The 25,932-nt window shown below is 71.5% G+C and carries 19 protein-coding genes, 1 tRNA gene and 1 pseudogene; 11 read left to right on the top strand and 10 right to left on the bottom strand.

All coding sequences use genetic code 11. The features are described from left to right. The first annotated feature begins 93 nt into the window (after positions 1–93). The 3 genes from OG710_RS15185 to OG710_RS15175 all read left to right on the top strand — a co-directional run bounded on the left by OG710_RS15185 (position 94) and on the right by OG710_RS15175 (position 2,678). Positions 94–1,041: a ribonucleotide-diphosphate reductase subunit beta gene (locus OG710_RS15185; protein ID WP_330239804.1), complete on the top strand. Its 948-nt coding sequence runs from the start codon at positions 94–96 to the stop codon at positions 1,039–1,041. Between the two features lie 52 nt (positions 1,042–1,093). Continuing rightward, positions 1,094–1,342, top strand: a complete 249-nt coding sequence (locus OG710_RS15180; protein ID WP_330239803.1) for an acyl carrier protein — start codon at positions 1,094–1,096, stop codon at positions 1,340–1,342. A 103-nt stretch (positions 1,343–1,445) separates the two neighbouring features. After that, a complete protein-coding gene (locus OG710_RS15175; RefSeq protein ID WP_330239802.1) occupies positions 1,446–2,678 on the top strand; it encodes a cytochrome P450 in 1,233 nt (410 codons plus the stop codon). Positions 2,679–2,707: 29 nt separating this feature from the next. On the opposite strand, the gene OG710_RS15170 is transcribed toward OG710_RS15175, so the two are convergent. From OG710_RS15170 to OG710_RS15150, 5 genes are all read right to left on the bottom strand, one after another. After that, a complete protein-coding gene (locus OG710_RS15170; RefSeq protein ID WP_330239801.1) occupies positions 2,708–4,309 on the bottom strand; it encodes an MFS transporter in 1,602 nt (533 codons plus the stop codon). Further along, positions 4,306–5,208 (bottom strand): ACP S-malonyltransferase, encoded by a 903-nt coding sequence (locus OG710_RS15165; RefSeq protein ID WP_330239800.1) that lies wholly within the window; start codon positions 5,206–5,208, stop codon positions 4,306–4,308. Before OG710_RS15165 ends, OG710_RS15170 begins: the two co-directional genes overlap by 4 nt. Positions 5,209–5,231: 23 nt before the next feature. Then, positions 5,232–6,953 (bottom strand): thiamine pyrophosphate-binding protein, encoded by a 1,722-nt coding sequence (locus OG710_RS15160; RefSeq protein ID WP_330239799.1) that lies wholly within the window; start codon positions 6,951–6,953, stop codon positions 5,232–5,234. Then, on the bottom strand, positions 6,950–8,191 hold the full coding sequence (locus OG710_RS15155) for an aldehyde dehydrogenase family protein (protein WP_330239798.1): 1,242 nt from the start codon (positions 8,189–8,191) through the stop codon (positions 6,950–6,952). Before OG710_RS15155 ends, OG710_RS15160 begins: the two co-directional genes overlap by 4 nt. A 134-nt stretch (positions 8,192–8,325) precedes the next feature. Beyond that, entirely contained in the window at positions 8,326–9,582 is a 1,257-nt protein-coding gene (locus OG710_RS15150) for an MFS transporter (RefSeq protein ID WP_330239797.1), read from the bottom strand. 149 nt (positions 9,583–9,731) lie between these two features. Here OG710_RS15150 and OG710_RS31310 point away from each other — a divergent pair. Both OG710_RS31310 and OG710_RS15145 read left to right on the top strand, forming a co-directional pair. Next, positions 9,732–9,914, top strand: a pseudogene (locus OG710_RS31310) (helix-turn-helix domain-containing protein); the annotation flags it as partial. Positions 9,915–9,959: 45 nt separating this feature from the next. Continuing rightward, positions 9,960–11,015 carry a transcriptional regulator gene (locus OG710_RS15145; RefSeq protein ID WP_330239796.1) on the top strand — a complete coding sequence of 352 codons (1,056 nt, stop codon included), beginning with the start codon at positions 9,960–9,962 and terminating at the stop codon, positions 11,013–11,015. Positions 11,016–11,105: 90 nt separating this feature from the next. Here the strand turns inward: OG710_RS15145 and OG710_RS15140 are convergent, their stop codons facing one another. Further along, complete coding sequence (locus OG710_RS15140; RefSeq protein WP_330239795.1) at positions 11,106–11,627, bottom strand: 4'-phosphopantetheinyl transferase superfamily protein; 522 nt, start codon at positions 11,625–11,627, stop codon at positions 11,106–11,108. Positions 11,628–12,509: 882 nt separating this feature from the next. Here OG710_RS15140 and OG710_RS15135 point away from each other — a divergent pair. The 6 genes from OG710_RS15135 (at position 12,510) to OG710_RS15110 (ending at position 18,873) form a co-directional block, all read left to right on the top strand. Beyond that, positions 12,510–13,097, top strand: coding sequence for a hypothetical protein (locus OG710_RS15135; protein ID WP_330239794.1), 588 nt, complete (start codon positions 12,510–12,512; stop codon positions 13,095–13,097). Continuing rightward, a complete protein-coding gene (locus OG710_RS15130) occupies positions 13,094–13,705 on the top strand; it encodes a toxin (protein ID WP_330239793.1) in 612 nt (203 codons plus the stop codon). The genes OG710_RS15135 and OG710_RS15130 overlap by 4 nt, the downstream gene beginning before the upstream one ends. After that, positions 13,702–14,883 (top strand): MAB_1171c family putative transporter, encoded by a 1,182-nt coding sequence (locus OG710_RS15125; RefSeq protein WP_330239792.1) that lies wholly within the window; start codon positions 13,702–13,704, stop codon positions 14,881–14,883. Before OG710_RS15130 ends, OG710_RS15125 begins: the two co-directional genes overlap by 4 nt. A gap of 312 nt (positions 14,884–15,195) precedes the next feature. Beyond that, the gene (locus OG710_RS15120) at positions 15,196–15,978 is read left to right on the top strand and encodes an SDR family oxidoreductase (protein WP_330239791.1); all 783 of its coding nucleotides are present in this window, start codon (positions 15,196–15,198) and stop codon (positions 15,976–15,978) included. 137 nt (positions 15,979–16,115) lie between these two features. Then, positions 16,116–17,624 (top strand): glycoside hydrolase family 43 protein, encoded by a 1,509-nt coding sequence (locus OG710_RS15115; protein ID WP_330239790.1) that lies wholly within the window; start codon positions 16,116–16,118, stop codon positions 17,622–17,624. 118 nt (positions 17,625–17,742) lie between these two features. Then, entirely contained in the window at positions 17,743–18,873 is a 1,131-nt protein-coding gene (locus OG710_RS15110) for a TRM11 family SAM-dependent methyltransferase (protein WP_330239789.1), read from the top strand. A gap of 273 nt (positions 18,874–19,146) precedes the next feature. Here the strand turns inward: OG710_RS15110 and OG710_RS15105 are convergent. The 4 genes from OG710_RS15105 to tmk form a co-directional block, all read right to left on the bottom strand. After that, a tRNA-Thr gene (locus OG710_RS15105) sits at positions 19,147–19,220 on the bottom strand. Positions 19,221–19,346: 126 nt separating this feature from the next. Continuing rightward, positions 19,347–20,897 (bottom strand): alpha/beta hydrolase, encoded by a 1,551-nt coding sequence (locus tag OG710_RS15100; RefSeq protein ID WP_330239788.1) that lies wholly within the window; start codon positions 20,895–20,897, stop codon positions 19,347–19,349. Between the two features lie 122 nt (positions 20,898–21,019). Beyond that, the gene (locus OG710_RS15095; protein ID WP_330239787.1) at positions 21,020–22,225 is read right to left on the bottom strand and encodes a DNA polymerase III subunit delta'; all 1,206 of its coding nucleotides are present in this window, start codon (positions 22,223–22,225) and stop codon (positions 21,020–21,022) included. 162 nt (positions 22,226–22,387) lie between these two features. Beyond that, positions 22,388–25,807, bottom strand: coding sequence for a dTMP kinase (tmk, locus tag OG710_RS15090; protein ID WP_330239786.1), 3,420 nt, complete (start codon positions 25,805–25,807; stop codon positions 22,388–22,390). Positions 25,808–25,932 lie beyond the last annotated feature (125 nt).

Below are 25,932 nucleotides of genomic sequence, written 5' to 3'. Positions count from 1 at the left end.
CCTCTATCGCGTTGACCAGAAGCCGATTCCGCTGTTAGAACTCCCTTATGCAGCTCTGTCATAACCATTACTCACGTGTCATGGAGGGGTGAGATGGCGCGCTGGAGCACGCTGCTCCTTGATGACGCATCCCTCGCCGAGATGCCCCGGCTCCCGGTCTCGGACGTGCTCCGGCACGCCGACCTCGTCGCCGCTCAGCGGCCGCACCCCCAGGCCCTGTACGAACGCTGGGAGAAGCAGCAGTGGTCGGCCCAGGCCATCGAGCTGGAACCGGACCGGGCGGACTTCGAGCGGCGGCTGCCCAAGGCGGCGCGCAAGGCTGTCGAGGAGTCGATCGCGACGTTCATCATCGGCGAGTACACCGGACTCGACCTGCTCGGGCCGATCCTGACCGGCGCGCCCGAGGAACGTGACCACCTCTACCTGGGCACGCAGATCGCCGATGAGACCCGCCACACCCAGCTCATGCTGCGGCTCGGCGAGGAGGTGCTCGGCCTCGACCCCGACCCGCGACGGATGCTGACCCAGGCGTGGAACATGGTCACCACGCCGCACCACGACCTCAGCAGACTGGAGACCGAGGTCATCCGCGAGCTGCAGGAACACCCCTCCGACTACCGTCGCTGGCTGCGCGCCGTGGCCCTGTTCCACCTCATCACCGAAGGTGTCCTGGCCCTGGTCGGCCAGCGGGCCATCGTGCGCTCCCTGCAGGGTGTCCCGCTGCTGTCCGGCGTGCGGGCCGGCTTCACCGCGATGTGCCGCGACGAGTCACGGCACGTCAGCTTCGGTCTGCACGCCCTGCGGCAGGGAGTCAGGGAGGGATACGGCGACGACATCCGCGAGGTGATCGAGCAGTCCGCCCCGATCGCGCTGCGCATCGGGGCCGGCGGCAATACCGGACGCACGGCGCAGGGGCCGACGATGCGCGAGCTCGGCATCGACAGCCTGCGCCGGCAGCTGCGGCTGATCGGCATCGAGGACGCCTTCGCGGACCACGTCATCGGCCTGGCCCTCCGGCAGCAGGTCTCCCCCGAGCAGTGACCCCGTCCCCGTACACCGTGCCGGACCCCGTACATCCTGAGAGGAACAGCCCATGACACGCGAAGAAATCGTCTCCGCCCTCGCCGAGATCCTCAACGAGGTCGCCGACGTCGATCCTGCGGACGTCTCCGAGGAGAAGGCATTCGTCGACGACCTGGACGTCGACTCCCTCGCCATGGTCGAGGTGATCGTCTCCGCCGAGGAGCGCTTCTCCGTCCAGCTGCCCGAGGAGGAGCTGAAGGAACTGCGCCTCGTCTCCGATGTGGTGCTGCGGATCGAGAAGCAGCTGACGAGCGTCTGAGCCGCGGCCACGCCCGCCGGTGTCGCTGCGGCCGGTCGGCTGCGGCGACACCGGCCGCTTCTCCCCACCGCACTCACTCGTTCACCGATCTACCAGGAGCACCATGACCGACGCGGCACAGGTACGCCGAGCCGTCCGCGCTCTGTTCGACCCACGAGGCTGCGGCGACCCGTACCCGCACTACGCGACCCTGCGCGAGCACCGTCCCGTCTGGCGCATGCCCGACGGAACGATCCTGCTCAGCCGGTACGCGGAATGCGACCTTCTGCTGCGCTCCCCTGTCTTCCGCATGGAGGACGAGGCGTGGATGGCCGAGCGGTGGCCCGAGAGCCTCGAACATCCCGCGATCCACTCCCTGATGGCCGAGATGGTCAACCAGAACTCACCCGACCATGAGCGGCTGCGGCGCCTGGTCGGGCGCGCGTTCACACCCCGCCGGGTCGCCGAGCTGCGCCCGGCCGTCGCCGTCCTGATCGACGGCCTGCTCGACGATATGGCCGAGCGGGCCGCCGACGGCGGCGCGGTGGACGTGATGGAGCACTTCGCCCTTCCACTGCCCATCACCGTGATTGGAGAGCTGCTGGGCATCCCGGAGGAGGACCGCGCCTGGTTCGGCCCCCGGATCTCGGCCGTCACCGCCGCCATCGAGCAGCCCCACAGCGACCCCGCCCTGCGCGCCGCGGACACGGCGACCGAAGAGCTGTGGGAACGGCTGGAGGAACTGGTGAGGCTGCGCACGCGCGAGCCGCGCGATGACCTGGTCAGCACGCTCATCGCCGCCCGTGAGGAGGACGGCGACCGCCTCACGCGCCGGGAACTGCTCGCCAACCTGGTGCTGCTCTACTCCGCCGGCTACGAGACGACCAGCAACCTCATCGGCAACGGCCTGGCCACCCTGGTCGCCCGGCCGGAGCTGCGCGACCGGCTGCGCGGCGAACCGGAGCGGGTCGGCGTGTGGGTGGAGGAGATGCTCAGGTACACACCGCCCGTCCCGATCGCCTCACGATGGGCCGGTGAGGACACCGTCCTCGGCGGGCTGCCGATCGCGCGCGACACCCAGGTCGTGGGCCTGCTCGCCAGCGCCAACCGTGACCCCGCCCGCTACTCCCGCCCCGAGACCTTCGACCCGGACCGGGAACGGGTGCCGAATCTGTCCTTCGGGGCCGGCGCCCACTACTGCCTCGGTGCCGTGCTGGCGCGGTTGGAGACCGGACTCGCCTTCCCCGCGCTGCTGTCCAGGTTCCGCACGATCGAGTTCGCCTCGGACGAGAAGCTGCGGCCCGCCATGACCTCGCTGAATGGATACACCCGCCTGCCGCTGGTGCTCGGCCGCTGAGCCCGGCCGAGCCCCTGTCAGGAAGCGGGTCAGGACCTGGACCTGGCCTTCTTCTGCCGCGGGAACACGGTGTACGACCAGGACCAGATGGTGTCGATGATCCAGATCGTCAACCAGATCCGGCCGATCCACATCAGCACGCCACGGTTCTCGTCCGGGATCGGCTCATCCTGGATCCGGTACGCCAGCCAGTTGGCGTCCAGAACCCACAGTCCCAGCTGCACCACGGCGAACACCAGCGTGTGGAACAGCCAGTCACGGCGTTCCTTGCGGGCATGCTCCTTCGGTGACTGCGCGCCGGCCGATGATGTCATCTCGGTGCCCAACTCGTCGCCCTCATTCCTCACTTGGTCACGCTTTTGCCGAGGGGGCGCCGACTCCGGCTCCCCCTGCCCCACGGATCGGGTTCGGATCGCCGTACGGTTTCCGCCGGCCGCAGTACGCATCGCCCACGGCGCGGCCACGGCGGCCGACGCCGACACCGCCGCAGAGGTCAGGCAGGCCGCCGCCCACCCCCACGCCTCGAACACCGTCCCGAGCAGCGGTGGCCCCACGAGCACGCCGACCAGCCGGGCGCTCTCGTACCGGCCCATGGCCCGGCCGGGCCGTCCCCCGGCGGCGGCCGCGACGGTCGCCTGCTCCACCGGGATCTGCGCGGCGAAGCACGCGGCCACCAGCGTCCACAGCACCGCCACCGCCACTGGGGCCGAGACCACGGCCAGCCCGCCGGCGAAGAGCGCCGACGCCGTGAACGAGACTCCCATGGTCCAGCTGCGGCCGACGCGGTCGGTGATCCGGTGCGCGTGCTCCGGAAGCAGGATGAAGACCACGAACCCGGGGGCGAAGACCAGGGCGGCCTCGGTGGGCGTCAGCCCGTACTCCCCCTGGAGCTGTAGCAGGAGCAGCATCCACAGACCGGCCTCCGCCCCGGCCGTGACCGAGGCCAGCACCATCAGCGGCAGCAGCCGGCGCCGACCGTCCGCGCAGCCCGCCGCGGCATCGGGCAGCTCCCCGGCATCCGCCTTCCCGGCGGCTTCCTCCGGCCGTACGGCCAGCAGTACGGCGGCCACGGCACAGGCCGCGCAGCCCAGCCAGAACAGAGGCCGGTATCCGCCGCGCTCCAGCACGGTGAATGCGAGCAGGTAGCCGACGAAGGCGCCCTGGCCGGAAACGGAGAGCAGCTTCCCGTAGGCAGCGGTGCCGTTGCCCGTCGCGCGCCGGCCTGTCCAGGTGTCCAGGGCGACCCAGAACAGCGCACCGCCGGCCCCACCGAGTCCGGCCGCCGCGAACGCGGGCCACAGTGCGTCCGCGACCGCGTACCCGGCGAAGGACAGCGCGTACAGGGCGGCTCCCACCGCGCCCACCCGGCGCGGATCGCAGCGGTCGGACAACTCGCCCGCCAAAGGGCGGAACACGAGCGACAGGACTGCCTCGACGGCGATCAGCGCGCCCACGGCGGAGGCCCCGGCCTTCAGCTCCGAGCCCGCCCACAGCGGGAGGAGGAAGTCCAGCACCTCCATCGGAGCGCTGCCCAGCGCGGCCGCCATAAGAACCCGCTGCCCCGCCGCGCCGCCCCCGTCCGTCCCGCCGCTCGGCGTCGCCTCCGGCGTGCCCTCGTCCAGGGCACTCACGAAGCCGCCACCAGTTTGGGAGAGATGACCCTGGTAACGAAGGAGTTCTTGGTGATACGTGCGAACATGCTGCGCGCGCCGGGGATCCACACCTCTTCGACGCGGGCGTCCTTCAGGCCCCGTACGACCGTCTCCCAGTGCACGGGAGTGGTCCAGCCGTCGAGCAGGTCCTGCTCGATCTCCTCGGGGTCGGTCAGCAGCCGCCCGTCCACGTCGGACACCACGGGAATCCGGGCCGGCCGCCACTCGACCGTGCTGTACACCTCGTCCTGCAGACGTTGCCTCAGATCACTCACGGCGGAGCAGTGTTCGGCCCGGTTCATGGTGTAGAAGGGGAAACCGCCCTTCTCCCGCACCCGCTGCTCGAACCGTTCCAGCGTGGCCATGGTGGCCGACACCGCGTGCACGTCGTCGTCCAGCGCGACCGACAGCTCGACCCACTCCCCTCGTGCCTCGAACTCCTTGATGAGTGCCGCCACGGTGGCATACGGGAGGCGGTAGAAGAAGTGGCAGCCCAGAGGCTCGGCCAGCGAGTCGAAGTAGTCGCGTTCCACCACGACACTGCGCTGGATCAGTCGGAGGCCCTCGGCGTAGGAGAGCGTGCCCGCCCGGACCACCGCCATGAACGCGCCGAAACTCTGTCCGCCGCACACCGTGGGACGGCCTCCCAGATTCTCCTCCGCCCAGTCGGCCAGCCCCAGGCTGAGGGCCATGAATCCGGCCTCGTACACCTCCCAGTCGTAGATGGCCGCATCGTGATAGGCGCCGATCAGCGAGTAGCCGAGCACCTCGTCCGCCTCAGCGAACCTCCTTCTCGTCTGTTCGTTGGTCGCCACGAACTCGCTGATCGTGTCGTACCGGGTGGGTATCAACCCTGGGAAGAACAGCGCCACGGACATGGATCATCCTCGATTTCTCGGTGCTACTGATGCTTCGTCGGGAAGTCGCCCGCCGGCTCCGCCACGCCCGGCGGCCGGTCGCTGAGGGACACAGCGACCTCGACCACGGCCGCCCGACCGGACGCACAGTGCGCCCAGGCTTCGGCGAGAGCCCGATCGAGCGTGTCAGGGGTGTCCACCCGCCAGTGGCCGATTCCGTACGCGCCGGCCAGGGCGGCTGTGGCGGTGGGCCGGTCGCCGGTGAAGGAAAACCGGGAACGCTCGCCGCAGACGCGGTCGAGATTGGCCTGAAGCCACCCGTATCCGCCGTTGTCCAGCACCACGTACAGCACGGCCGCGCCGCTGTCGGCCAGGGTGGGCAGTTCGCCGCGGAAGAGGTTGAACGCGCCGTCACCCGCCACCGCGACCACCGGACGGCCCGGTTCGGCCAGAGCCACCCCGACCGCGGCGGCGGCTCCGAAGCCGAGTGGGGTCTGCTCGCTGGGCACCACCGAGCCGCCGGTCGCACCGCACGACCAGTACGGGAAGAAGTAGGACCACATGTCCTGCAGGCCGTTCTCCTGGACCAGGACGCGGTCGGCGGGCACGGCCCGGTCGATCCCGGCCAGCACGTCTGCCACCGGCACTCCGTGGCGCCTGTGCTCCCCGGCCCCGGAGTCGTCCGGCTGGTCCGTCCGGCGGGCGGGGATCCCGTCCAGTTCGGTGCGGACGCCGCGCACACGGTCCGTCCAGTCCCCGGCCGCGCGGTGCTCCCGCAGGGCCGCCGTCCAGTCCGCCACGGTGCGGCCCACATCACCCAGCACGTGGGCGCCCGGGTGTCCGGTGACCACGGAGTCCTCGGCCGAGACGACCTGGACGACCGGCAGCCGCGTGCGGTCCGGCCAGCCGAATGTGGCGGTCTCCTCCAGTCGGCTGCCGAGCGCCACGACCAGATCCGTCTCCTGCCACAGCCGGTCTGCGGGCGGCACGGTGTACAGCCCGGAGACCCCGCAGTACAGCGGGTGGTCCTCGGCGACGGTGCCCCGGCCCGAGGCCGTGCTGAACAGGGCGGCGCCGAGCAGCTCGGCGAAGCGCTCGATCCGCCGGTCCGCGTTGCGGTGCCGCGATCCTCCGCCGACCAGCAGCACCGGCCGCCGTGCCGCACCGATCAGCCGGGCGGTCGCCCGCAGCACGTCCTCGTCCGCACCGGTCCGCTGCGGTGCCGGCGGTCGCCAGGGGCCGGGCTGCTCGACGGCTTCGCCGGCCACGTGTTCGGCGATCTCCAGGTAGACAGGGCCGGGCGTCCCGCCGACTGCCATGGCGGTCGCCTTCTCCAGGGCGGCCGGCAGCCGGTCGGCACGGTCCACGCGTTCGGCCCACTTGACGAAAGGCCGGACGGCGCCGAGCTGGTCGAGCTCCTGGAAGGCCCCGGTGCCGAGGCGGTCGAGCGCCGTACCGCCGGCCACCAGCAGAACCGGCGCCGCCGCCGAGCGCGCCTCCAGCAGACCGGTGAGTGCGTTGGTCAGCGCGGGGCCCTTGCCCACCGCGCACACCGCGGGCCGGCCCGTGGCGAGGGCATGGCCGGTGGCCATGAACATCGCGTTGCGCTGATCCCGGCAGAGCACAACAGTGGTGTGCGTGTCCTCCAGGGCGCCGAGCAGGTCCATGTCGTCGCCGGGCAGCCCGAACACCGCCTCCGTGCCAAGGTGCTGGAGGTGGTCGGCCACGGCGTGCCAGGCGCTGGGATGCTTTCTCGCCTCGCTCATGCCCGCCCCCGCGGCAGGTGGTCGGCCACGGCCTTGGAGACGAGAATCGGCTCCGTCCACATCCCCGTGCCGTCGGTGATGTAGTTGGCCATACGGCCGAAGCCACCGAAAGCCGCGTTGCCGTCGTCGATGGCGAGCAGGGTGGTGTCCGTGGTCACCGTGGTACGGCGGCGCAGCGCCCGCACCAGCTCCGGCGCACGGCCGTACACGCTGGCGCCGAGGGCTCGTTCGGTGAACACACCGGTGGTGAGCGTCGCGGCCAGCGCCCGTTCGTCGCGGTAGCCGGCGATGTTGAAGACCGGGGCGAAGAACTCCGGCAGCTGGGTGCGCGGCGTCACCTCGGGGACCACCACGATCGCGGGGTCCAGCCGGCGGGAGCGGAAGTCGACGTTGCCGCCGTGCACGATCCGGTCGCGGTTCTTCGCCAGGTACAGGGCGGCCTCCTCCAGTGCCCCCTCGTAGAACAAGGGTCCGTAGTCGGCCTCGGGGTCGGTGTAGGTCCCGTGGCGCAGCCGGCCGAGCGCGGCCCGCAGCGCGTTGGTGAACGGCTCAAGCAGATCCTCATGCACACAGAACAGGTCGGGGCCCAGGCAGTCCTGACCCGAGTTGAGCAGGCGGATCTCGACGGCGTCCCGTACGGCGGCGTCGAGGTCGGCGCCCGGCGCGACGACGAAGGGGTTCACTCCGGACCCCAGGAACAGGAAGAGCTGCCCGGGGGCGAGTCGGGTCCTGACCTGCTCGGCATTGCGGTAGGCGCCGGTGAAGACCACCACATCCGCGCGGCCGGAGAGGTCGTCGAGGAACTCCCGCTGACTGCTCTGCGCCGCTTCGATCGGCAGGCCGTGGACCTCCGAGAGCATCCCGTGCAGCCGCATCATCTGGTCCTTGACCTGGCTGGAGGGACGGAACACCAGCTGCCGGGCATACAGTGCCGGGACGAGCAGGTAGAGCACGTACGAGTACAGGATCACGTTGGACGGCATGAAGACAGCCAGCCGGCCGACCGTGGCAGGGCGGTGCAGGGCGATCTCCTGCTCAGCACCGTCGAGAGTCGCGACGGCCGCCTCGATCTCGTAGGCCGCGGCCCGGTGGGTCGATATCTCGCAGAGCAGTTCGTGCACTTCCTGCGGGTGCTCGGCCAGGAGGCGGCGGACAGCATGCAGGGCCCGGAGCCGTTCGGCGCTCACCAGGCCCTTCGACGGCGCCTTCGAGACCGGAAGGGCTGGAGCGGAAGTCATGTCCCTCCTCGGGATGATGGTCGATTCGAACCACAGTCAACCATAAGTCAATTCTAGTCATGAGCAGAGTCATGAAACGACTTGGGCCGCAGGGCGACGATCGGGCGTGCCGGTCAGCGCCGTTGTCCGTCAGGTCACAGTGTCCGCAGTGCCGAGGATCTCCAGCAGGCGGTCACCACCGCCAGGTAGGCGACGGCCAGGGCAGCGAGGGCGGGCCGCACCCCCAGCGACTCCGCGGCCACAGCGGTGGCGGCCGCGCCCAGTGGTACGGCGGCCGTCCCGATCGTGTCGACCGCGGAGACGACCCGCCCGTACGTCTCGGCGCGCAGCTCGCGCTGGAAGGCGGTGGTCCGCACCGGGCCGACGGGGGCGGCCACCACCCCCAGCAGGCCCAGCAGGACGGCTGCCGTCGGAAGCGACGGGGACACCACGGCGAGCCCCGCGACCAGCAACCCGACGCCGGCCCCGGACGCCAGGTAGGCCGGCCGCCGCCCGAACCGGTGCCCGACGACCGCGTAGGCGCCGGTGCCCACCAGCACCCCGACACTGAAAGCCGTCAGCATCACCCCGAGCCCGGCGGCGCTGCCGAGCTCCCGGTGCGCGTATACAGCCAGAAGCACCCCCGCCAAACCGCTGTCCAACGCATTGAACGCAGCACCCGAGCAGGCCAGCGCCCGCACCAGCCGCTCCCGCCACAGAAGCCGCAGTCCCACCCGGATCTCGTCCAGGTAGGCGCGGACAGCCAGGGATGGTTCCCGGCCCGCCGGCGCCTCGGCAGCCGGCGCCGACGGGGTCGGCCCCGGCGACGGGACACCGACCAGGATCAAGAAAGCCGCCAGGAGGCAGCCGAGCGCGTCCAGGGCGAGGACGGTGTCGGCGCCGAGTGTCGCGGTGGCCAGGCCGCCGAGCGGCACCCCGGCCAGCTGGGCGGCCTGGTGGACGCCGCCGAGCAGTGCGTTGCCGCGCTCCAGGGGCATCCGCGCGGCTCCGGCGAGGCCGGGGACGAGGCCCGTCACCGCGGCGACACCGGGCACGTCGAGCACCGACGCCGCCACCGTCAGAGCGATCAATGTGGCGAAGTCGAGCCGCCCGAGATGATGCAGCACAGGGATGCAAGCGGCTGCGGCACCCCCGAAGACCCAGGCGGTGACGGCCATGCGCTTGAAGCCCCAGCGGTCCACCAGCGGCCCGGCCAGCAAGCCGGCCAGCCCCGAGGAGACCGCGCCGACCGCGAGCAGGACGCCGGTGCGCGCCGCACTACCCGTCGCTTCCAGGACGAACCAGGGCACGGCGACGATCACCATGGCCTCGCCAACCGAACTGATGAGCACCGCACCCAGGAGGGCGCGCATCCCCCACGGACGCGACACGGCGGGCAGAGCTTCAGTCATGAAAATTGACTATACGGTGACTCGACAGTCGTGGAAATCCGGCCTGTGTGCCCTAGGGGGTAGCATGACGTAACCTTTGACCTCTACACGCGTTGTAGACTGCTGGTCAATTGTCCTTCCTGTGCGCGTAACATGCTGCGAGCGAGACGTTGACCATCCATCAGCCAGATTTCGGTAGGCGGATTCGCGAGATCCGCCGTGCCCGGGGCCTGCCCCAATCCGAGCTCGCCAGCGAGACGGTTTCCGCCAGTTATGTCTCACTGGTCGAAAGCGGCCGCAGGACCCCGAGTGTCAAGGCGGCCAAGGCGATCGTCGAGCGGCTCGGACTCCGGATCGAGGATCTCAGCGCACCGCCCCCCGACCGGCACCCCTCCCGCATGGAGCTGATCGGCCGCCTCGTCGCGGCCCGCTCCGGCCAGCTCTCCGGTGACTGGGAGCGCGCCCGCGACGATCTCAACGCGTTGATCGGCCAGTTGACCTCCCCTGACGCGGCGGCCGGGTCCGAGGAGGTGCTGTGGGAGGCCCGCTGGGAGCTCGCTGTCACGCTCGGGCACCTCGCAGAGCAGGAGGCGCGGCTCGATGTGCTGACGGACCTGCTGGCGGCCCCCATGACCGAGTACGCCCCGATGTTCCAGGCCCGTGTTCTGATCGAGACCGCCCGGGCCCTGCGCCGACTGGGCCGGCTCTCCGAGAGCGTGAGTTACGCCGAACAGGCCGTGCGGATCACCGGGGAACTCGGTGTCGCCCCGACCGAGCACACAGAAGCCCTCGTTGCCGCCGTCTCGGCGTATGCCGAGAGCGGTGACTGGCAGCGTGCCGATGTCCTGTGCGAGGAACTCCTCGCGGGAACCGGCCAAAGTGTGCCGCCTCACGTGGACGCGTCGGCCCTGTGGGCCGCCGGTGGGTTGCGTCGGCTGGCCGGCCGGCCGTCGGAGGCACTCGACCTGCTGAACAGGGCGGACGCCCTGGCCGGTGCCGGCGCCGATCTGGCGGACCGGGCCCGGCTGGTACGGGCACGCGCGCTGGCGGCCCTGGCGGCCGGTGAACATGAAGGCGCTCGGACGCTGATCGAGCAGTCGCGTGCCCTGACGGAACTGCTCGGCTCGCCGAGCGCCCGCAGCCTGCAGTCCGCGCTGGAGTGCCTCACCGCCCTGTGCCGGGGCGAGACCGAGCAGGCCGACCGGCTCGTCCCGGACATCGTGCCCGAGACCCCGGACCTGCCCCTGCTCGATCAGGCATGGAGCGGCATCGTCCGGGCCCGCGCCCATCGCGCCGCCGGCCGGTCCGCTCAGGCGGAGGCCGACTACCGCTGGGTGGCCGACCGCTACGAGCGACTCGGCTCCTACCGGCTCGCGATGGAGACCTGGCGCGAACTCCACGCCGACGCCGGGGACGATCCCGCAGCCGATCCGCACGGGCTGGTCATGCCGTAGCCGAGGGGAACCCCCGGCGGCACGACTGACCGGGCCCGGGCGGACGCGGCCGGGGCGGTCACCACGGCCGCGTCGGCACGGTTCCGCCTCCTACCAGACGGTCGACAACAACGGCAGGGTGGTTCCCCCAGCTACGGAGGACCGGTGTTCTCCGGCGTTCCCTCCCCCCACCGGCTCGCCGACCGGGTCGTCGCCCTCGGCGCGAACAGCCGAGTCGACGTACCACATGCACACCCGGGTGACCGGCGCCGACGTAGCGGCGGCCGCCGCGAGACCGGGCTCGGCCGCCAGGCTCCGCACGTATGCCTCCTGCGGTGATCCCAGGGGCGCGCTCCACGCCACCCGCTCCGGTCGGCGCAGCAGCACATCTCCCAGCCCGTCGGGGGCGAGCGCGTCGGACTCGGCCGCCGCGGACAGCGGGCTGCCCATGAGTCTGAGGGCGGCTTCCTTACGGGTCCACAGCCGGGCCAGGCGTTCCGCCCTCCTGCCCTCCGGGGCCGCCCGGGCCCAGCGCCGCTCCCTCTCGGTGAACGGCATCGCCGGCCCGAGCTGTCCCGAGCCCGGAACCTCGTGCAGGCTCAGCGCGACCGAGCAGCCACTGACGAGCGCCAAGGTAAGCCGTCCCGCGTCACCGCACACGGCGAGGCCGAAGGGACCGTCGCGCAGCCGAAAACGTCCCAGCGCATCCCGCGCGAGCGGCACTTCGGGCCCGCTCATACCGAGGATGCGTCCCAGTACCCGGCGCAGCGGTCGATCGCCGTCCGGCCCCCCTCCTCGACCGGCGCCGGTCGGGGACACATCTGCGACACAGAAGACATGCAGTTCACCCGCCGTGACAGCGAGTAACCCCTCTGTGTCGGATTTCGCAGTCCGTCCTGTGCTCCTCACCGATCCCCCGGAGGCGTGCGAAGTCGCTTCGCCAGGCTGACGCGAACAGCGACAGCCGCCGTCCAGCGCGTCGTGATTACTCACGTAGAACTCCCCGTTCGGCCACAGACACCGGACATGGGCTGGCCTTTCCCCGTCCGAGCCACACGACGGCACCCGATGGCCCGAAACATCATGGGGCAGCGTCGTCCGTGAGGATGCCTCCAAGATCTGCTGGTCACAGCCTGGAGAACATGGTCCCCTGCGCGGCTTCGTCATCAACCAGCTGCGCACCACCGGTGGCATCGACATCGCTGCCCGACTCCGCATCGCGGTCCGCCGCAGCTCCTGTCGGCCACCAGCCCCGATTGGTCGCAGCCGGCCGCCACCGATTCGCGGTCAAAGGTCTCCGCATCATCGGTGGCTCTCTGTGTACAACTCTCAGTGGATGCCGACGGATCGGCGATCACCCGGAGTGTCGAGATTGACAATTCCGCTGTCCGGATCTTGCTACGCCGCGCGAGGCATGTCAACGATCGTCTCCTGCCACGGAACGATCGTTGGGGGACCGCGATGGCCCGAGTAGTGTGCGTGGGACATCGGACACACCGACCCTGGGAGCGATGGGTGGAGCAACCTCTCACCGAGACTCTTCGGCGCCTCAGTGCGTACCGTGAGACGGAGAGTCTCGACTCCCGGGAGCTGGCGGCTCGGACGGCTCTTCCTGAGAGCATCGTCCGTGAGTTACTTCGCGGTGGCAGACCACCGCAGGACACTGTGCAGCAAAGGGTCTGTGCGCGCATCAAGGCCCTGGCAGAGGGCTACTTGGCTCGTACGGACAAGAAGCTGAGCGACCTCGTTTCCGAGGTAGCCGATCGCCTCATGGTCTCCGAGGTCTGGGCGCGAAAGCTGCTCAGGGGCGAGAAGATGCCCAACGTGCCCCTGCTCCACGACTTCGCGGAATTCTTCGACGTCGAAGGCGGGGAGACGTTCTTCACCATGCCGGCGGGGGACTCACTCAACCTTGTTCTCCAGCCGATCCTCCAGAAGTACGAGAGTCCCGAATCCGACCCCGTCCAGGCGCTGATGAAGAAGTACGGCGTCGTCAACGCTGATCTCAGGCATGCCGGTCCCTTGACGCCTGAACAGCTTGAGGTGCTCCTTGCCGGCGTTATCCGCTCGGTCTTTCCCTCGGCGGGAGACTCGGCCCGATGAACATCCGAGCCATGAAATCCCTTCTGTCGGCGCTGGGGAGGGAAGCAGTTCACTCGCTCGATCGGCCCGCGGACGCGCGGGACGTCATGCAGGAGTTCTGCCGGGCGATGAGTGTTCGTAGCGGCCGCCCGATTGAACTCCTGTTTCGGCGCTTTCCCGCGGACATTCCCGTGTCCGGCATGCGCTTGGACTGCGGGGACCGGTCGATCATCGTGGTCGAGAAGGCAACCGTGGCGGAGGCGCAGCTGGTCATCCTCGGACACGAACTGTGGCACGAGGAACAAGGCGACTGCGGCCACTACACCCCCGGTCTAGCGGCTACCGCCCGCGCGCTCGTGCCCGATCAGACCCCGGAAGCGTTGCAGCGTGTGGTCGACCAGATCCTGACCGACCCGGATGTACCGCGCGAAGCGATCCGGATGGGCGCGGCGCGTGCGGAGTCCCTTGCGGAGTGCGAGGCGGCAGCGGAAACCTTCGGCCTACTGTTCGGCAGCGAGGTCCGTGCATGGGTAAAAGGCCGCTACGCCGAAGGCCCCGTCGATGAGTCGACTCTCGAGGGTCGCCTCAACGTGTCGCTCACCAACCGCGGTCGACGCATACTCTTATGACCTACGTTCCCTACTCGATCCCTGCTGTCCTGCTGGCGATCGCGCTGTTCTTCAAGATTCCGACGTTCATCCGGGCCTGGCGCAACCCCGAGGTAAGAGCGACAACCTTGCTGCTGGTCTGGGCCTCGGCTGCTTTCGTCACCATCATTCCCCTCAACATCGAGCGCCTCAACGACGTCACGGGTGTCCCTAACATAGCGGCACCGTGGGCCTATTCGTTTCTGACCGCGTCCGGTGCCACCAGCCTGGCCATGATCATGCGCTGGAGTGAGGAGCCATCCGAAGACCGGCGGCGCAAGATCCGCCGCATCCATGCGATCTACACCGGCATGATCGGAGTTCTGTGGGTCACCTTCTTCCTCGCCGACACACCGGACGTACGAATCCACGACCTCGACACCTACTACGCCGGCACGCCATGGATGCGTGAACACATCCTGTTGTACCTGCTCGCACACTTCACCACATGCTCCGCTTCGGTGTTCATGCTCTGGAAGTGGTTCAAGGCAGTCAAGAACCCCTGGCTGAAATCAGGCGTCGTCTTCCTGCAAGGCTCCTTCGTCATGGGCCTGGCCTTCGGAACAAGCAAACTGACTGCGATCACGGCCCGCTGGTCCGGCGCCGACTGGGACTGGCTCAGCACAAGGGTCGCACCACATCTGGCGATCCTGGAGGGCGCGCTCGCAGCCGTGGGATTCATCACTCCCCAGGCCGGTCCGGTCCTCAAGAGGTGGAACCGGAACCGGCGCGAGTACCGCCGGTTGAGACCACTGTGGCGCGCGGTATTCGTCCTGGCTCCCGCCGCGGCAACAGCACGGCTCGGGTACTGGGTTCCCCTGGAGTTGCGCGTGCTGCAGCGCCGCCAGCGCATCCACGACTCTCTGCGCCTGCTCGCCCCGTACTACAACACGGACCTGTACCACCAGGCGTACACGGAGGCCACCGCCACCTACACCGAGCCCAAGGCGCGCGCCATCGCCGGAGCCGTCGCCATCCGCGACGCGATCGCCGCCTACAACAACGGCACACCCATCTCTGTCTGGAGACAGTCCCCACAGATCGGCACCGAGATCACCGACCGTATCGACGCCGTCTCCGTCGCCCTCGACAGTGCTGCCACCGTCAACAGCCTCCACCAGCGGGCAACCAGAACAGGGACCATGGACACACATGCCTGACAACACGACACTTTGCGCAAGGGGTCCGAACCTCTGAGAGCAGTGCGCCGGGGCACGACGCGTGCACATGGTGTGGAGCGGCGGCGTTCAGGCCTTCAACGATCTTCTGCCCGGTCTCACCGACGACATCGTTGCCCGACGCTCCTGCGGACCCTGGTCATCACCGGCATCGTCGTCCCGGCGGTCGTCTACGCACTGCTGCCGAACCTGATGAGGCTGCGCGCCGCCGTGCGCCGGCGGTGCCCGCGCTGAGGTGGCGCGATGTCGAATTCCGTTGTCCGGAGGGGGCTTCATCCAGCAGGATCGACCTCCGTGACCACCGCAGACACCTCCTCCCCCGCCGCATCCCGTCCGCTCGCCCTGATCACCGGCGTCGGCCGCACCGTCGGCATCGGCGCCGGGATCGCGCGTCAACTCGCCGCTTCCGGGTGGGACATCGCCTTCACCTACTGGACGCCCTACGACCGCCGGATGGACTGGGGCGAGGAGCGCGGCGCGGCCGGGGCCATCGAGGCCTCGCTCGCCGCGCACGGCGCCCGCACCGCCGCGATCGAGGCGGACCTGATCGACCCGGACGCCCCCACCCGGATCTTCGACGAGGCCGAGAGCCGCATCGGGCCGGTCACCGCGCTGGTGCTCAGCCACGCCGAGTCCGTGGACTCCGGCCTCCTGGACACCACCCTGGCGAGTTTCGACCGCCACTTCGCGGTGAACGCCCGCGCCACCTGGCTGCTCATCCGGGAGTACGCGCTGCGCTTCCGGGCCCCCGCGGGCAGCGGCCGGATCGTCGCGCTCACCAGCGACCACACGGTCGGCAACCTGCCGTACGGGGCCAGCAAGGGCGCCCTGGACCGCATCACCCTGGCCGCCGCGCGCGAACTGGCCCACCTGGGAGTCACGGCCAACGTCATCAACCCCGGCCCGATCGACACCGGCTGGATGACCGAGGAGCTGGCGGAGGAGCTGCGCCTGGGCACGCCGCTGGGCCGGCTCGGCACCCCGCAGGACACCGCCCACCTGGTGGACTTCCTCTGCTCCCCGCAGGGCCAGTGGGTCAACGGCCAGCTCCTCAAGAGCAACGGCGGAGCCGCGTAGGGGCTCACCGGGCACCCCCTGGACCTCTTGACGCGCGCCGCGCCGGTGGCGAGGATCACCCCGTTATCGAAGCGCTTCGACACGGGCGCCTCGCCACCGCCACGGCGGCACTCGCGCGACGTACAGGGACAGATGCCATGCCAGTCCGAGACCAGACGGGCCCCACCGTCGGCAACCCGGTGATCCCCGGATTCCACCCCGACCCCAGCGTCTGCCGGGTCGGGGACGACTACTACCTGGCGTGCTCCAGCTTCGAGTACTTTCCGGGCATACCCCTCTTCCACAGCCGCGACCTGGTCCACTGGACGCAGCTCGGCAACGTCCTCGACCGCCCCGCGCAGTTGCACCTCACCCCGGACACCCGCGCCTCCGGCGGCATCTACGCGCCGACCCTCCGGCACCACGACGGCCGGTTCTGGCTGATCGTCACCAACGTCGAGGTGGGCAACCTGCTGTTCACCGCCACCGACCCGGCAGGACCCTGGTCCGACCCGGTCCCGCTCCCCGGCGTACCGGGCATCGACCCGGACCTCGCCTGGGACGAGGACGGCACCTGCTGGTGCACCGTGGCCGGGGTCTCCCAGGTCCGCATCGACCCGTACACCGGCGAGACCTTCGGCGAACCCCGGCGCATCTGGTCCGGGGCGTCCGGGGCGAAGGCCCCCGAGGCACCGCACCTCTACCGGATCGGCGACCACTGGTACCTGCTGATCGCGGAGGGCGGCACCGAGCGCGGGCACGCCGTCTCCGTGGCGCGCGGCCCCTCGCCCGCCGGCCCGTTCGAGCCCTGCCCGGACAACCCGGTCCTCACCCACCGGGGCCGCGAGCACCCCGTGCAGAACACCGGCCACGGCGACCTGGTCCAGGGCCCGGACGGCTCCTGGTGGCTGGTGCTGCTCGGGGTACGGCCGGGCGGCGGCACCCCCGGCTGGCACGTGCTGGGCCGGGAGACCTTCCTCGCCCCGGTGACCTGGGTGGACGGCTGGCCCGTCGTCGGCGAGGTCAGCACCGAACTCCCGGCCCCGCCCTGGCCGTTGCAGCCCACACCGGCCGCCCCGGTCCGGGACGACTTCGACGGGGCCGCGCCCCGCCCGTACTGGATCTCCCCCCGCCGCTCGACGGCCGGCCGGTCCGGGACGACGGAGCGGCCCGGCTGGCTGACCCTGCGCGGCAGGGGCGGCAGCCTGGACGACCCGGACGCGGTCTTCACCGGCCGCCGCCAGCAGCACCTCTCCTGCCGCGCCCGGACCCTCGTGGACGCGGCGGACGGCTGCGGCGGCCTCGCGGTCCGCCTGGACGAGGCGCACCACTACGCGGTCGAGACGGACGGCGCCGAGATCCGCCTCGTCGCCCGCATCGGCCCCCTGCGCACGGTGGTCGCCGCCGTCCCGGCCCCCGCCGGCCCGGTCACCCTCGGCATCGACGTACGCCGCACCGCGCCGCCCGTCGCCCCGTGCACCGGGCCGGACACGATCACCCTGGGCCACGAGGACCCGTCCGGCACCTTCACCGCACTCGGCACGCTGGACGGCCGCTACCTCTCCACCGAGGTGACGGGCGGCTTCACGGGCCGGGTGATCGGCCTGTACGCGGCCGACGGCACGGTCCACTTCGACTGGTTCGCGTACGACGGGCTGGAGGAGTAGGGCGGCGGGCCGCAGGCTTCCCGGGGGCCACGGCGAGCGGCGGCACGCATGGCGCCGGGCGGGGGGCGGCTCCGCGAGGGGCGGCGCGTACCGGTTCCCCGCCGGGTAGCCTTCCGGGATGCGCTATTTCATCCAGTACCCCGCCGGTACCAGTGAGCTGGTCGCCGATGCCATGGCGCACTTCGTCGACGGCTTCCGCGCGGAGTACCAGGACGACAGCGCCATGCTCTTCTCCTCGACGTCGCCGATGGAACGCGTGGCCGCCATTCCCTTCGCGAAGAACGCCTTTTCGGTGATCAGCGAAATTCGCCGCGGTGACATCGACCGGAATATCGCGCAGCTGGCCGGCTCGCTCAAGGAGTCGCCATTCCCGTCGCTGCCGGGTGAACGCGCGCGAGGCTTCCGGGTCATGGTCCATGTGGACGGCGAACTGGCCTCGGTCGGCGGCGCCGCGAAGCGGGAGATCGAGCGCGCGGTCTCCGCGTGCACGGAGATGCGGCTGGAGCCCAGCGGCCGGGGCCAGGAGTACTGGGTCATCGGCCGCCTCGACATGGCCGACCTGATGTTCTGCGCCCGGCTGCCCAAGCAGGCGCGGCCCAGGAAGGCGCGCGGCGCCCTGTCCCACGAACTGTCGTCGATGCTCGTCCTGGCGTCCGAGCCGCAGCCCGGCGACACGTTCCTGGACCCCTTCGCGGGCAGCGGCTCCTTCGTGGTCAGCCGCCTCGGCCTGCCGGCCCGCGAGGTCGTCTACTCCGACCTGGATCTCGCGGAGCACCGCGAGCAGTTGCCGGACGAGGTACTGCGCGACCGGCGGCTGCGGCTGCTGGACGAGGACGCCATGACCCTGCCGTCCTTCGACGACGGCTCGGTGGACGTCGTGGTGACCGACCCGCCGTGGGGCGAGCACGAGGAACTGCCCGTCCCGTACGAGGAGTTCGCCCGCACCACGAGCGAGTCGCTGGCCCGCGTCCTGCATCCGGAGCACGGCCGGTTCGTGCTCCTGTGCGCCCGCCGGGGCGCGGCCGTCTTCGACGCGGCGTTCTCGGACGCCGGTCTCCCGGTCCGCGCGACGCACGAGATCCTGGTCAACGGGCATCCCGCCACGGTCTTCGTCGGCGGGCGGAGCACCGGCGCCGCGGCGGCAGGGCCGAAGCCGGCAGGTGAGCCCCGCAAGCCCTCGAAACCCTCCCGCCCCCTCCTCATCGGCATGCACACCTACCGTCGCTCCCTGAACCGCTTCGCCCGCTGAACCCGGCCCGTGCCGGCCTGCGTGGCTGCGGTCCACGTCGATGGAGAACCCATCCGCACGGGGCCTGGACCGACAGCCGGTGAGGGAGCGTGCCCTGCGCGACGGCTGAAACAGAGGTCCGGGCCGTACCCGGCGGGACCGGTTCCCGTGTGTCAAGGACGGGCCCACCCACGGCTGGGCTGCCTTCGAGCTGTCGCACGCCAAGGACGCCACCGAGACCACCGGGCATGAAAAAGCCCCAGGCCACGGCGAGCGAGTCCTGGGGCTAATCCGAGCCGCCTTCGGGATTCGAACCCGAGACCTACGCATTACGAGTGCGTTGCTCTGGCCATCTGAGCTAAGGCGGCGTCGCCCTGTTCGCACCATGATGCGATCAGCGGCGACGCCAAGTCTACACAGTTTCCGGGGGTGCTCCGAACCACCCCGCGGCGGGGGCGTATCCGCAGGTCAGCGGGGTGGGGCGGTGGGTGGGATCAGGTGCACTTCTTGTCGGCGGGGGGCGGGGTGCCCTCCAGGAGGTACGTGTTGATCGCCGTGTCGACGCAATCGCTGCCGCGGCCGTACGCGGTGTGGCCGTCGCCCTCGTAGGTGAGGAGGGTGCCCGAGGAGAGCTGGTCGGCCAGGGACCGGGCCCAGGCGTACGGGGTGGCCGGGTCACGCGTGGTGCCGACCACGACGATGGGGGCGGCGCCCTCGGCCTCGATGCGGTGGGCGGTGCCCGTGGGGTGGACGGGCCAGTAGGCGCAGTTCAGGGCCGCCCAGGCGAAGCCCCTGCCGAAGACCGGGGACGCCTTCTCGAAGGAGGGCAGGGCCTTGTCGACGGCCTCGGGGTCGGCGAAGGCGGGCGGGAGGTCGACGCAGTTCACCGCGGCGTTGGCGAACATCAGGTTGGCGTACTTCCCGTCCGGCTCGCGCTCGTAGTAGCTGTCGGCCAGGGCGAGCAGACCGGCGCCGTCGCCGGAATCGGCGGCGGCCAGCGCATCCCTCAGCTGGGGCCAGGCCGACTCGTCGTACATGGCGGCGATCACCCCCGTCGTGGCGAGCGACTCCCCGAGTTCGCGGGACTCGCCCGTGGGGATCGGCTTCGCGTCCAGCCGCGCGAACAGCTGCTTGAGGCGGTCCGCCGCGTCGGAGGCGGACGTGGTGCCGAGCGGGCAGTCCGCCTGCTCCACGCAGTCCTCCGCGAAGGACTGGAACGCCGTCTCGAACCCCGCCGTCTGGTCGCGGTTCGCCTCCACCGACGGGAGCGACGGGTCCATCGCCCCGTCCAGGACCAGGCGGCCGGTGCGACCGGGGAACAGCTCCGCGTACGTCGCCCCGAGGAACGTCCCGTACGACGCCCCCACATAGTTCAGGCGCTCGTCCCCGAGCAGGGCGCGCAGCATGTCCATGTCGCGGGCCGTCTCCACCGTCGAGACGTGCGGCAGGATCTCGCCGGAGCGCTTCTCGCAGCCGGCCGCGAACTTCTCGAAGGCCGCGCTCAGCTCCGTGACCTCGGCCGCGTCGTCCGGGGTCTGGTCGACCTGCGTGTACGCGTCCATCTGCGCCCCGGTCAGGCACTCGACGGGCTCGCTGCGCGCCACCCCGCGCGGGTCGATCGCCACCATGTCGTAGCGGGCGCGCACCTGGGCGGGGTAGCCGATCCCGGCGTAGGCCTGGAGGTAGCCGATGGCCGAGCCGCCGGGGCCGCCCGGATTCACCAGCAGGGAGCCGATCCGTTTGCCGGGGCCGGTCGCCTTCTTCCGGGACACGGCCAACTTGATCTCGTCGCCGTCCGGTTTCGCGTAGTCGAGCGGCGCCTTCATCGTCGTGCACTGGAAGCCGCTGACCCCGCAGTCCCGCCAGCGAAGGTCCTGGGAGTAGAACCGTTTGAGGGCCGCCGGTACGGGAGAGGGCGAGGCGGAAGCCGCCTCGGCGGAGGACGCGGCACCCGACGACGCGTCCCCGCCGCTGCATCCGGAGACGAGCAGGCCGGCAGTGCCGAGCGCGAGGGCGAGAGTGCGGAACGGGCGCCTGGTGTCCATGCCCGGAGCGTAACCGCACCCACACCGTCCATCCGATTCCCGGCTCTTTCGGGTGATTCGGTGACATGCCGGTCGTACGGTCTTCGCCTGCGGCCGGCTCAGCCCGCGCGCAGCGCGTCGGCTCAGCCCGCGCGCAGCGCCATCGTCATCGCCTCCACCGCCAGCAACGGCGCCACATTGCGGTCCAGCGCGCGGCGGCAGGCCGACACCGCCTCGATCCGGCGCAGCGTGCGCTCCGGGGTGGAGGCGCGGGCGACACGGTCCAGGGCGTCCTGCGCGTCAGCGTTGGCTATCGCGATCCGCGAGCCGAACTGCAGGGCGAGCACATCGCGGTAGAAGCCGGTCAGTTCGGTGAGCGCGAGGTCGAGGCTGTCGCGCTGGGTACGGGTCTTGCGGCGCTTCTGCTTGTCCTCCAGCTCCTTCATCACCCCGGCCGTTCCGCGCGGCATGCGGCCCCCGGCGGCGGCCCCGAGCGCCGCCTTCATGTCCTCCGTCTCCTTGGCGTCGATCTCCTCGGACGCCTGCTTGGCGTCCTCCGTCGCCGTGTCGATCAGCTCCTGCGCGGCCTTGAGGCACCCCCCGATGTCCTCGACGCGCAGCGGCAGCTTCAGCACCGCGGCCCGGCGCGCCCTGGCCCGCTCGTCCGTGGCGAGGCGCCGCGCGCGCCCTATGTGCCCCTGGGTGGCGCGGGCGGCGGACGCGGCCCGCTCCGGGTCGATGCCGTCCCTGCGGACCAGGACGTCGGCGACCGCGTCCACCGGCGGCGTACGCAGCGTGAGGTGGCGGCAGCGCGACCGGATCGTCGGCAGCACATCCTCCAGCGAGGGCGCGCAGAGCAGCCACACCGTGCGCGGGGCGGGCTCCTCGACCGCCTTCAGCAGGACGTTGCCCGCGCCCTCGGTGAGGCGGTCGGCGTCCTCCATGACGATGACCTGCCAGCGGCCGACCGCCGGCGAGAGCTGGGCGCGGCGCACCAGCTCACGGGTCTCCTTCACACCGATGGAGAGCAGGTCGGTGCGGATCACGTCGACGTCGGCGTGCGTACCGATGAGGCTGGTGTGGCAGCCGTCGCAGAAGCCGCAGCCGGGCGCCCCGCCCAGCGCGCGGTCCGGGCTGGTGCACTGCAGCGCGGCGGCGAAGGCGCGCGCGGCGGTGGAGCGGCCCGAGCCGGGCGGGCCGGTGAACAGCCAGGCGTGCGTCATCGTCGAGCCGGGGGGCACCGACTCTCCCGCCGCACCGGCCGTGACCAGCGCGTCGGCGTCCCGAGCGGCGGCGCTCAGCTGCTCCTGCACCCGGTCCTGGCCGACCAGGTCGTCCCATACGGACATGGGTCACCGCCTTTCCCCTCGCACGACGCGTGGCTCTCGTCGCTCCGGTCTCCCATTGTGGGGGACGCCTACGACAACACGGACGCCGATGGCCCCGTACCAGGGAAAGGTGCGGGGCCATCGGGCATTGTCTCGTGGTTCTCACGTAAGGGTCCGACCCGGTCAGCGGCGCGGCCTGCGCCCCCGGCCGCCCGAGGACTCCGGGCCCTCGTCGTCGTAACCGCCCAGCAGCTCGTCGGCCAGGCTGGGCAGGTCGTCCAGCGGGGTCTCCTCCGCCCAGTCGGACCGGGGCCGCCGGGAGCGCTGCTCCTCGGCCTGCCGCGGGTCCGCGTGCGGGTCGGTGATCTGCGGCAGCTCGCGGGTCCGCTCGTTGTCGCTGTCCGCCGGCCGCTCGTCCCGGAAGATGCCGCGCGGCACCCGGTCCGCCGGGTCGGACTCCCGTACGGCGTCGCGACCGGTGTCACGCACCGCAGGCAGCACCGTCGTCTCGTCCGCCGCGCCGGGGGGCTCGGGCGCGTCCGAGATCTTCGGGATCACCGTCGTCTCGTCGTCGTCGGACGGCCACCGCGACGACGGTCCGCCCCGCCGGCCGGAGCCCTCCGGGTCCACGGGCGCGGGAACCGGCTGGGTGATCTCGTTCGGGTCGACGATCGGGGTGGGCACCGTCAGCTCGTTGTCGGGCCCGGTGGGCTCGTCGCGCGCCCAGGAGGGCGAGGACGGCTTGGACGAGCGAGAGGAACCGGTGGCGCGGGAAGAGTCGGAGGCACCGGAAGAACCGGAGGCACGGGAGGAACCGGAAGAGGACCCCCCGCTACCGCTCCCGGAAGCACCACCGGACGCACCAGACGCACCGGCCGCCCCCGAGGCGCGAGCCCCGGACGCACCAGCAGACCCCGCAGCCCCAGCAGCCCCCGCCGAGGACGACCCGCCCCGGCGGTCATCGGCCTCCTGCCGCAGCCCGCTCTCCTCCTGCCGCGCGGCCCGCGCACGTGCTTCTTCCTCACGCGCGGCCCTCGCGCGGGCCGCCTCCTCCTCGCGCGCCGCCCGCGCCCGGGCCTCCGCCTCGGCCTGCGCCTGAGCCTCCGCTTCCGCCTTGCGACGGGCGGCCTCGGCCCTCAGCAGGGCCTCCTCGGCCTTGCGCTGCTTCTCCAGCCGCTGGGCCTCGGCCTCCTTGCGGAGCCGGGCCTCTTCCTCCGCCTGACGGCGGAGCCGGGCCTGTTCCGCCTCGTAGGCGGCTTCCTCGGCCTGGCGCTCGGCCTCGCGGCGGCGCGCTTCCTCCTCCTCGCGGCGCTTGCGCTCCTCCTCCTCGGCACGGAGCCTGGCGAGCTGTTCCTGGCGCTCGCGCTCCAGGCGCTCCTCCTCCGCCTTGCGGGCGGCCTCCTCCTCGGCGCGGCGCCTGGCCTCCTCCTCGGCGGCCCTGCGGGCCTCCTCCAGGGCCTTGATCTCGGCCTCGGAAAGGGGCAGGACCTGGTCGAGGCGGTGGCGTACGACGGTGGTGACGGCCTCCGGTTCCTGACCGGCGTCCACCACGAGGTAGCGCGTCGGGTCGGCGGCGGCCAGCGTCAGGAAGCCGGCGCGCACGCGGGCGTGGAACTCGGGCGGCTCGGACTCCAGCCGGTCGGGCGCCTCGGTGAACCGTTCCCTCGCGGTCTCCGGGGCGACGTCCAGGAGCACGGTCAGGTGCGGTACGAGCCCGCTCGTCGCCCAGCGCGAGATGCGGGCGATTTCGGTGGGGGCCAGATCGCGGCCCGCGCCCTGGTAGGCGACCGAGGAGTCGATGTAGCGGTCGGAGATGACGACCGCGCCGCGCTCCAGCGCCGGGCGGACCACGGAGTCGACGTGCTCGGCGCGGTCGGCGGCGTACAGCAGGGCCTCGGCCCGGTTGGAGAGCCCGGCCGACGACACGTCGAGCAGGATCGACCGCAGCCGCTTGCCGATCGGGGTCGCCCCCGGCTCACGGGTGACGACGACCTCGTGTCCCTTGGCCCGAATCCACGAGGCGAGCGCGTCGACCTGGGTGGACTTGCCCGCTCCGTCGCCGCCCTCCAGGGCGATGAAGAAGCCGGTCGCGGCGGGTGCGACCGCCGGGTCGCCGCCGCGCAGCGCCTCGCGCAGGTCGCGCCGCAGCGGTACGCCGGAGCGGTCGTCCGTCTTCGCGAGCACGATGACCGCGACCGGCAGCAGCAGCGCGCCGACCAGCATCAGGGTGAACGCGGCGCCGCCGTGGGCGAAGACGGAGTCGCCGATGGTCAACCGGTGGGTGCCGATGGCGGCGGCGACCAGGGGGCCGCCGACCGCGCCGAGCGCGATGAACACCCGGACGACGGCCTGGAGGTGCTCGGCCGTCCTGGTCCGGCGGGACTCCTCGGTCTCCTGGTCGATGAGGACATGACCGGTGTTGGCGGCGACCCCGGCCGCGTACCCGGCGAGTACGGCGAGCAGGACGACGGTCGCGGTGTCCGGCACGAGGCCCATGGCCAGCAGGGCGAGGCCGGTGACGGCGGTGGCGAGGGAGAGCATCCGGCGCCGCGACAGCGTGGGCAGCACCTTCCCCGCCGTGCGGATGCCCACACCCGTACCGCCGGTGAGCGCCAGGATCAGCAGGGCGAGGGTGACGGGTCCGCCGGCCAGGTCGCTGCCGTGCAGCACGGCGACGGCGGCCGCGGTGGCGATGGCTCCGGCGATCGCCGCGCAGGTGGCGACGACCAGCGGGATGGCGCCGGTGCGGCCCTTGTCGGGCCCGTTCCCGCGGGACGGCCGGCGCAACCCTTCCAGCGGCGAGCGCGGCCGGGGCGTCTGGGTGGCGGGCAGCGTCAGGAAGTACAGGGTGGAGATGGAGGCGGAGAACAGCCCGGCCGCGACGTACGAACCGAGGGCCGCCTGGTGGAAGGAGAACCAGTCGAGGCCCGAGCCCAGCAGCCTGCCGACGATCGTGGCGGCCAGCAGGGCGGCCGCGGCCAGCGGAATGGCCGCGAAGTCCGTACGCAGGGAGAGCCGGCGCAGCGGGTCGAGGTGGTCCGGCAGCGGGCGCACGGCGGCGCCCTCGATCGGCGGCGGGGGCAGCAGCGCGGGAGCCGCGCTCTCCTTGGCGATCGTCCAGAGCCGTTCGGCCGCCCCGGCCACGAAGACGGTGACCAGGAGCATCGTGAGCGCGTTGGCGGGCGTCCAGTCGATCCACAGGGGTGCGACGACCAGCAGCGCGAGCCGCAGCCCGTCCGTCCCGATCATCAGCCACCGCCGGTCGACCGGCCCGCCCGGTGCGGTGAGGGCGGTCAGCGGCCCCAGGAGTACGGCTCCGAAGAGCAGGGTGGAGATGATCCGGGCCCCGAACACGGCGGCGACGGCGAAGGCCGCCCCCCGGTATCCGGTTCCGAATGAGCCCTCCAGGACCGCTGCTTGCAGCGACAGCAACACCAGCACGAGAAGGGCGAGTGCATCGCCGGTACTGCCGATGAGCTGGGCGCTCCACAACCGCTTGAGCGGGGGGATGCGCAGCAGGGCTCGTACGGCGCGCTCGCGTGAGTCTGCGGCAAGTGTGTCGGAGGTGGGGCTCACGACCGTTGGCTGCTCGGCTCGCGTCATCCGCCCAGCCTAACGGGACGCCGCGTTCCCCCGTGTCCCCACCCGTCAAACAGCGGCCGGGCCCCTTTCGGCCTCGCCGGTGTGCGAGGCGCGGGGCCCGGGACGGAACGCCTGTTTCGGAAGGG

This window comes from Streptomyces sp. NBC_00525 (assembly GCF_036346595.1).
Classification (GTDB): domain Bacteria; phylum Actinomycetota; class Actinomycetes; order Streptomycetales; family Streptomycetaceae; genus Streptomyces.
The sequence above is the reverse complement of the archived record's forward strand: the minus strand, read 5'-3'. Positions and strand labels throughout refer to the sequence as shown.

What these genes read in the sequence shown, in the direction of transcription:
- OG710_RS15185 (WP_330239804.1), top strand. Translation starts at nt 94, where the DNA reads ATGGCGCGCTGGAGCACGCTGCTCCTTGATGACGCATCCCTCGCCGAG.
- OG710_RS15180 (WP_330239803.1), top strand. Translation starts at nt 1,094, where the DNA reads ATGACACGCGAAGAAATCGTCTCCGCCCTCGCCGAGATCCTCAACGAG.
- OG710_RS15175 (WP_330239802.1), top strand. Translation starts at nt 1,446, where the DNA reads ATGACCGACGCGGCACAGGTACGCCGAGCCGTCCGCGCTCTGTTCGAC.
- OG710_RS15165 (WP_330239800.1), bottom strand. Translation starts at nt 5,208, where the DNA reads ATGTCCGTGGCGCTGTTCTTCCCAGGGTTGATACCCACCCGGTACGAC.
- OG710_RS15160 (WP_330239799.1), bottom strand. Translation starts at nt 6,953, where the DNA reads ATGAGCGAGGCGAGAAAGCATCCCAGCGCCTGGCACGCCGTGGCCGAC.
- OG710_RS15155 (WP_330239798.1), bottom strand. Translation starts at nt 8,191, where the DNA reads ATGACTTCCGCTCCAGCCCTTCCGGTCTCGAAGGCGCCGTCGAAGGGC.
- OG710_RS15150 (WP_330239797.1), bottom strand. Translation starts at nt 9,582, where the DNA reads ATGACTGAAGCTCTGCCCGCCGTGTCGCGTCCGTGGGGGATGCGCGCC.
- OG710_RS15145 (WP_330239796.1), top strand. Translation starts at nt 9,960, where the DNA reads ATGGAGCTGATCGGCCGCCTCGTCGCGGCCCGCTCCGGCCAGCTCTCC.
- OG710_RS15130 (WP_330239793.1), top strand. Translation starts at nt 13,094, where the DNA reads ATGAACATCCGAGCCATGAAATCCCTTCTGTCGGCGCTGGGGAGGGAA.
- OG710_RS15125 (WP_330239792.1), top strand. Translation starts at nt 13,702, where the DNA reads ATGACCTACGTTCCCTACTCGATCCCTGCTGTCCTGCTGGCGATCGCG.
- OG710_RS15115 (WP_330239790.1), top strand. Translation starts at nt 16,116, where the DNA reads ATGCCAGTCCGAGACCAGACGGGCCCCACCGTCGGCAACCCGGTGATC.
- OG710_RS15110 (WP_330239789.1), top strand. Translation starts at nt 17,743, where the DNA reads ATGCGCTATTTCATCCAGTACCCCGCCGGTACCAGTGAGCTGGTCGCC.
- OG710_RS15100 (WP_330239788.1), bottom strand. Translation starts at nt 20,897, where the DNA reads ATGGACACCAGGCGCCCGTTCCGCACTCTCGCCCTCGCGCTCGGCACT.
- OG710_RS15095 (WP_330239787.1), bottom strand. Translation starts at nt 22,225, where the DNA reads ATGTCCGTATGGGACGACCTGGTCGGCCAGGACCGGGTGCAGGAGCAG.
- tmk (WP_330239786.1), bottom strand. Translation starts at nt 25,807, where the DNA reads ATGACGCGAGCCGAGCAGCCAACGGTCGTGAGCCCCACCTCCGACACA.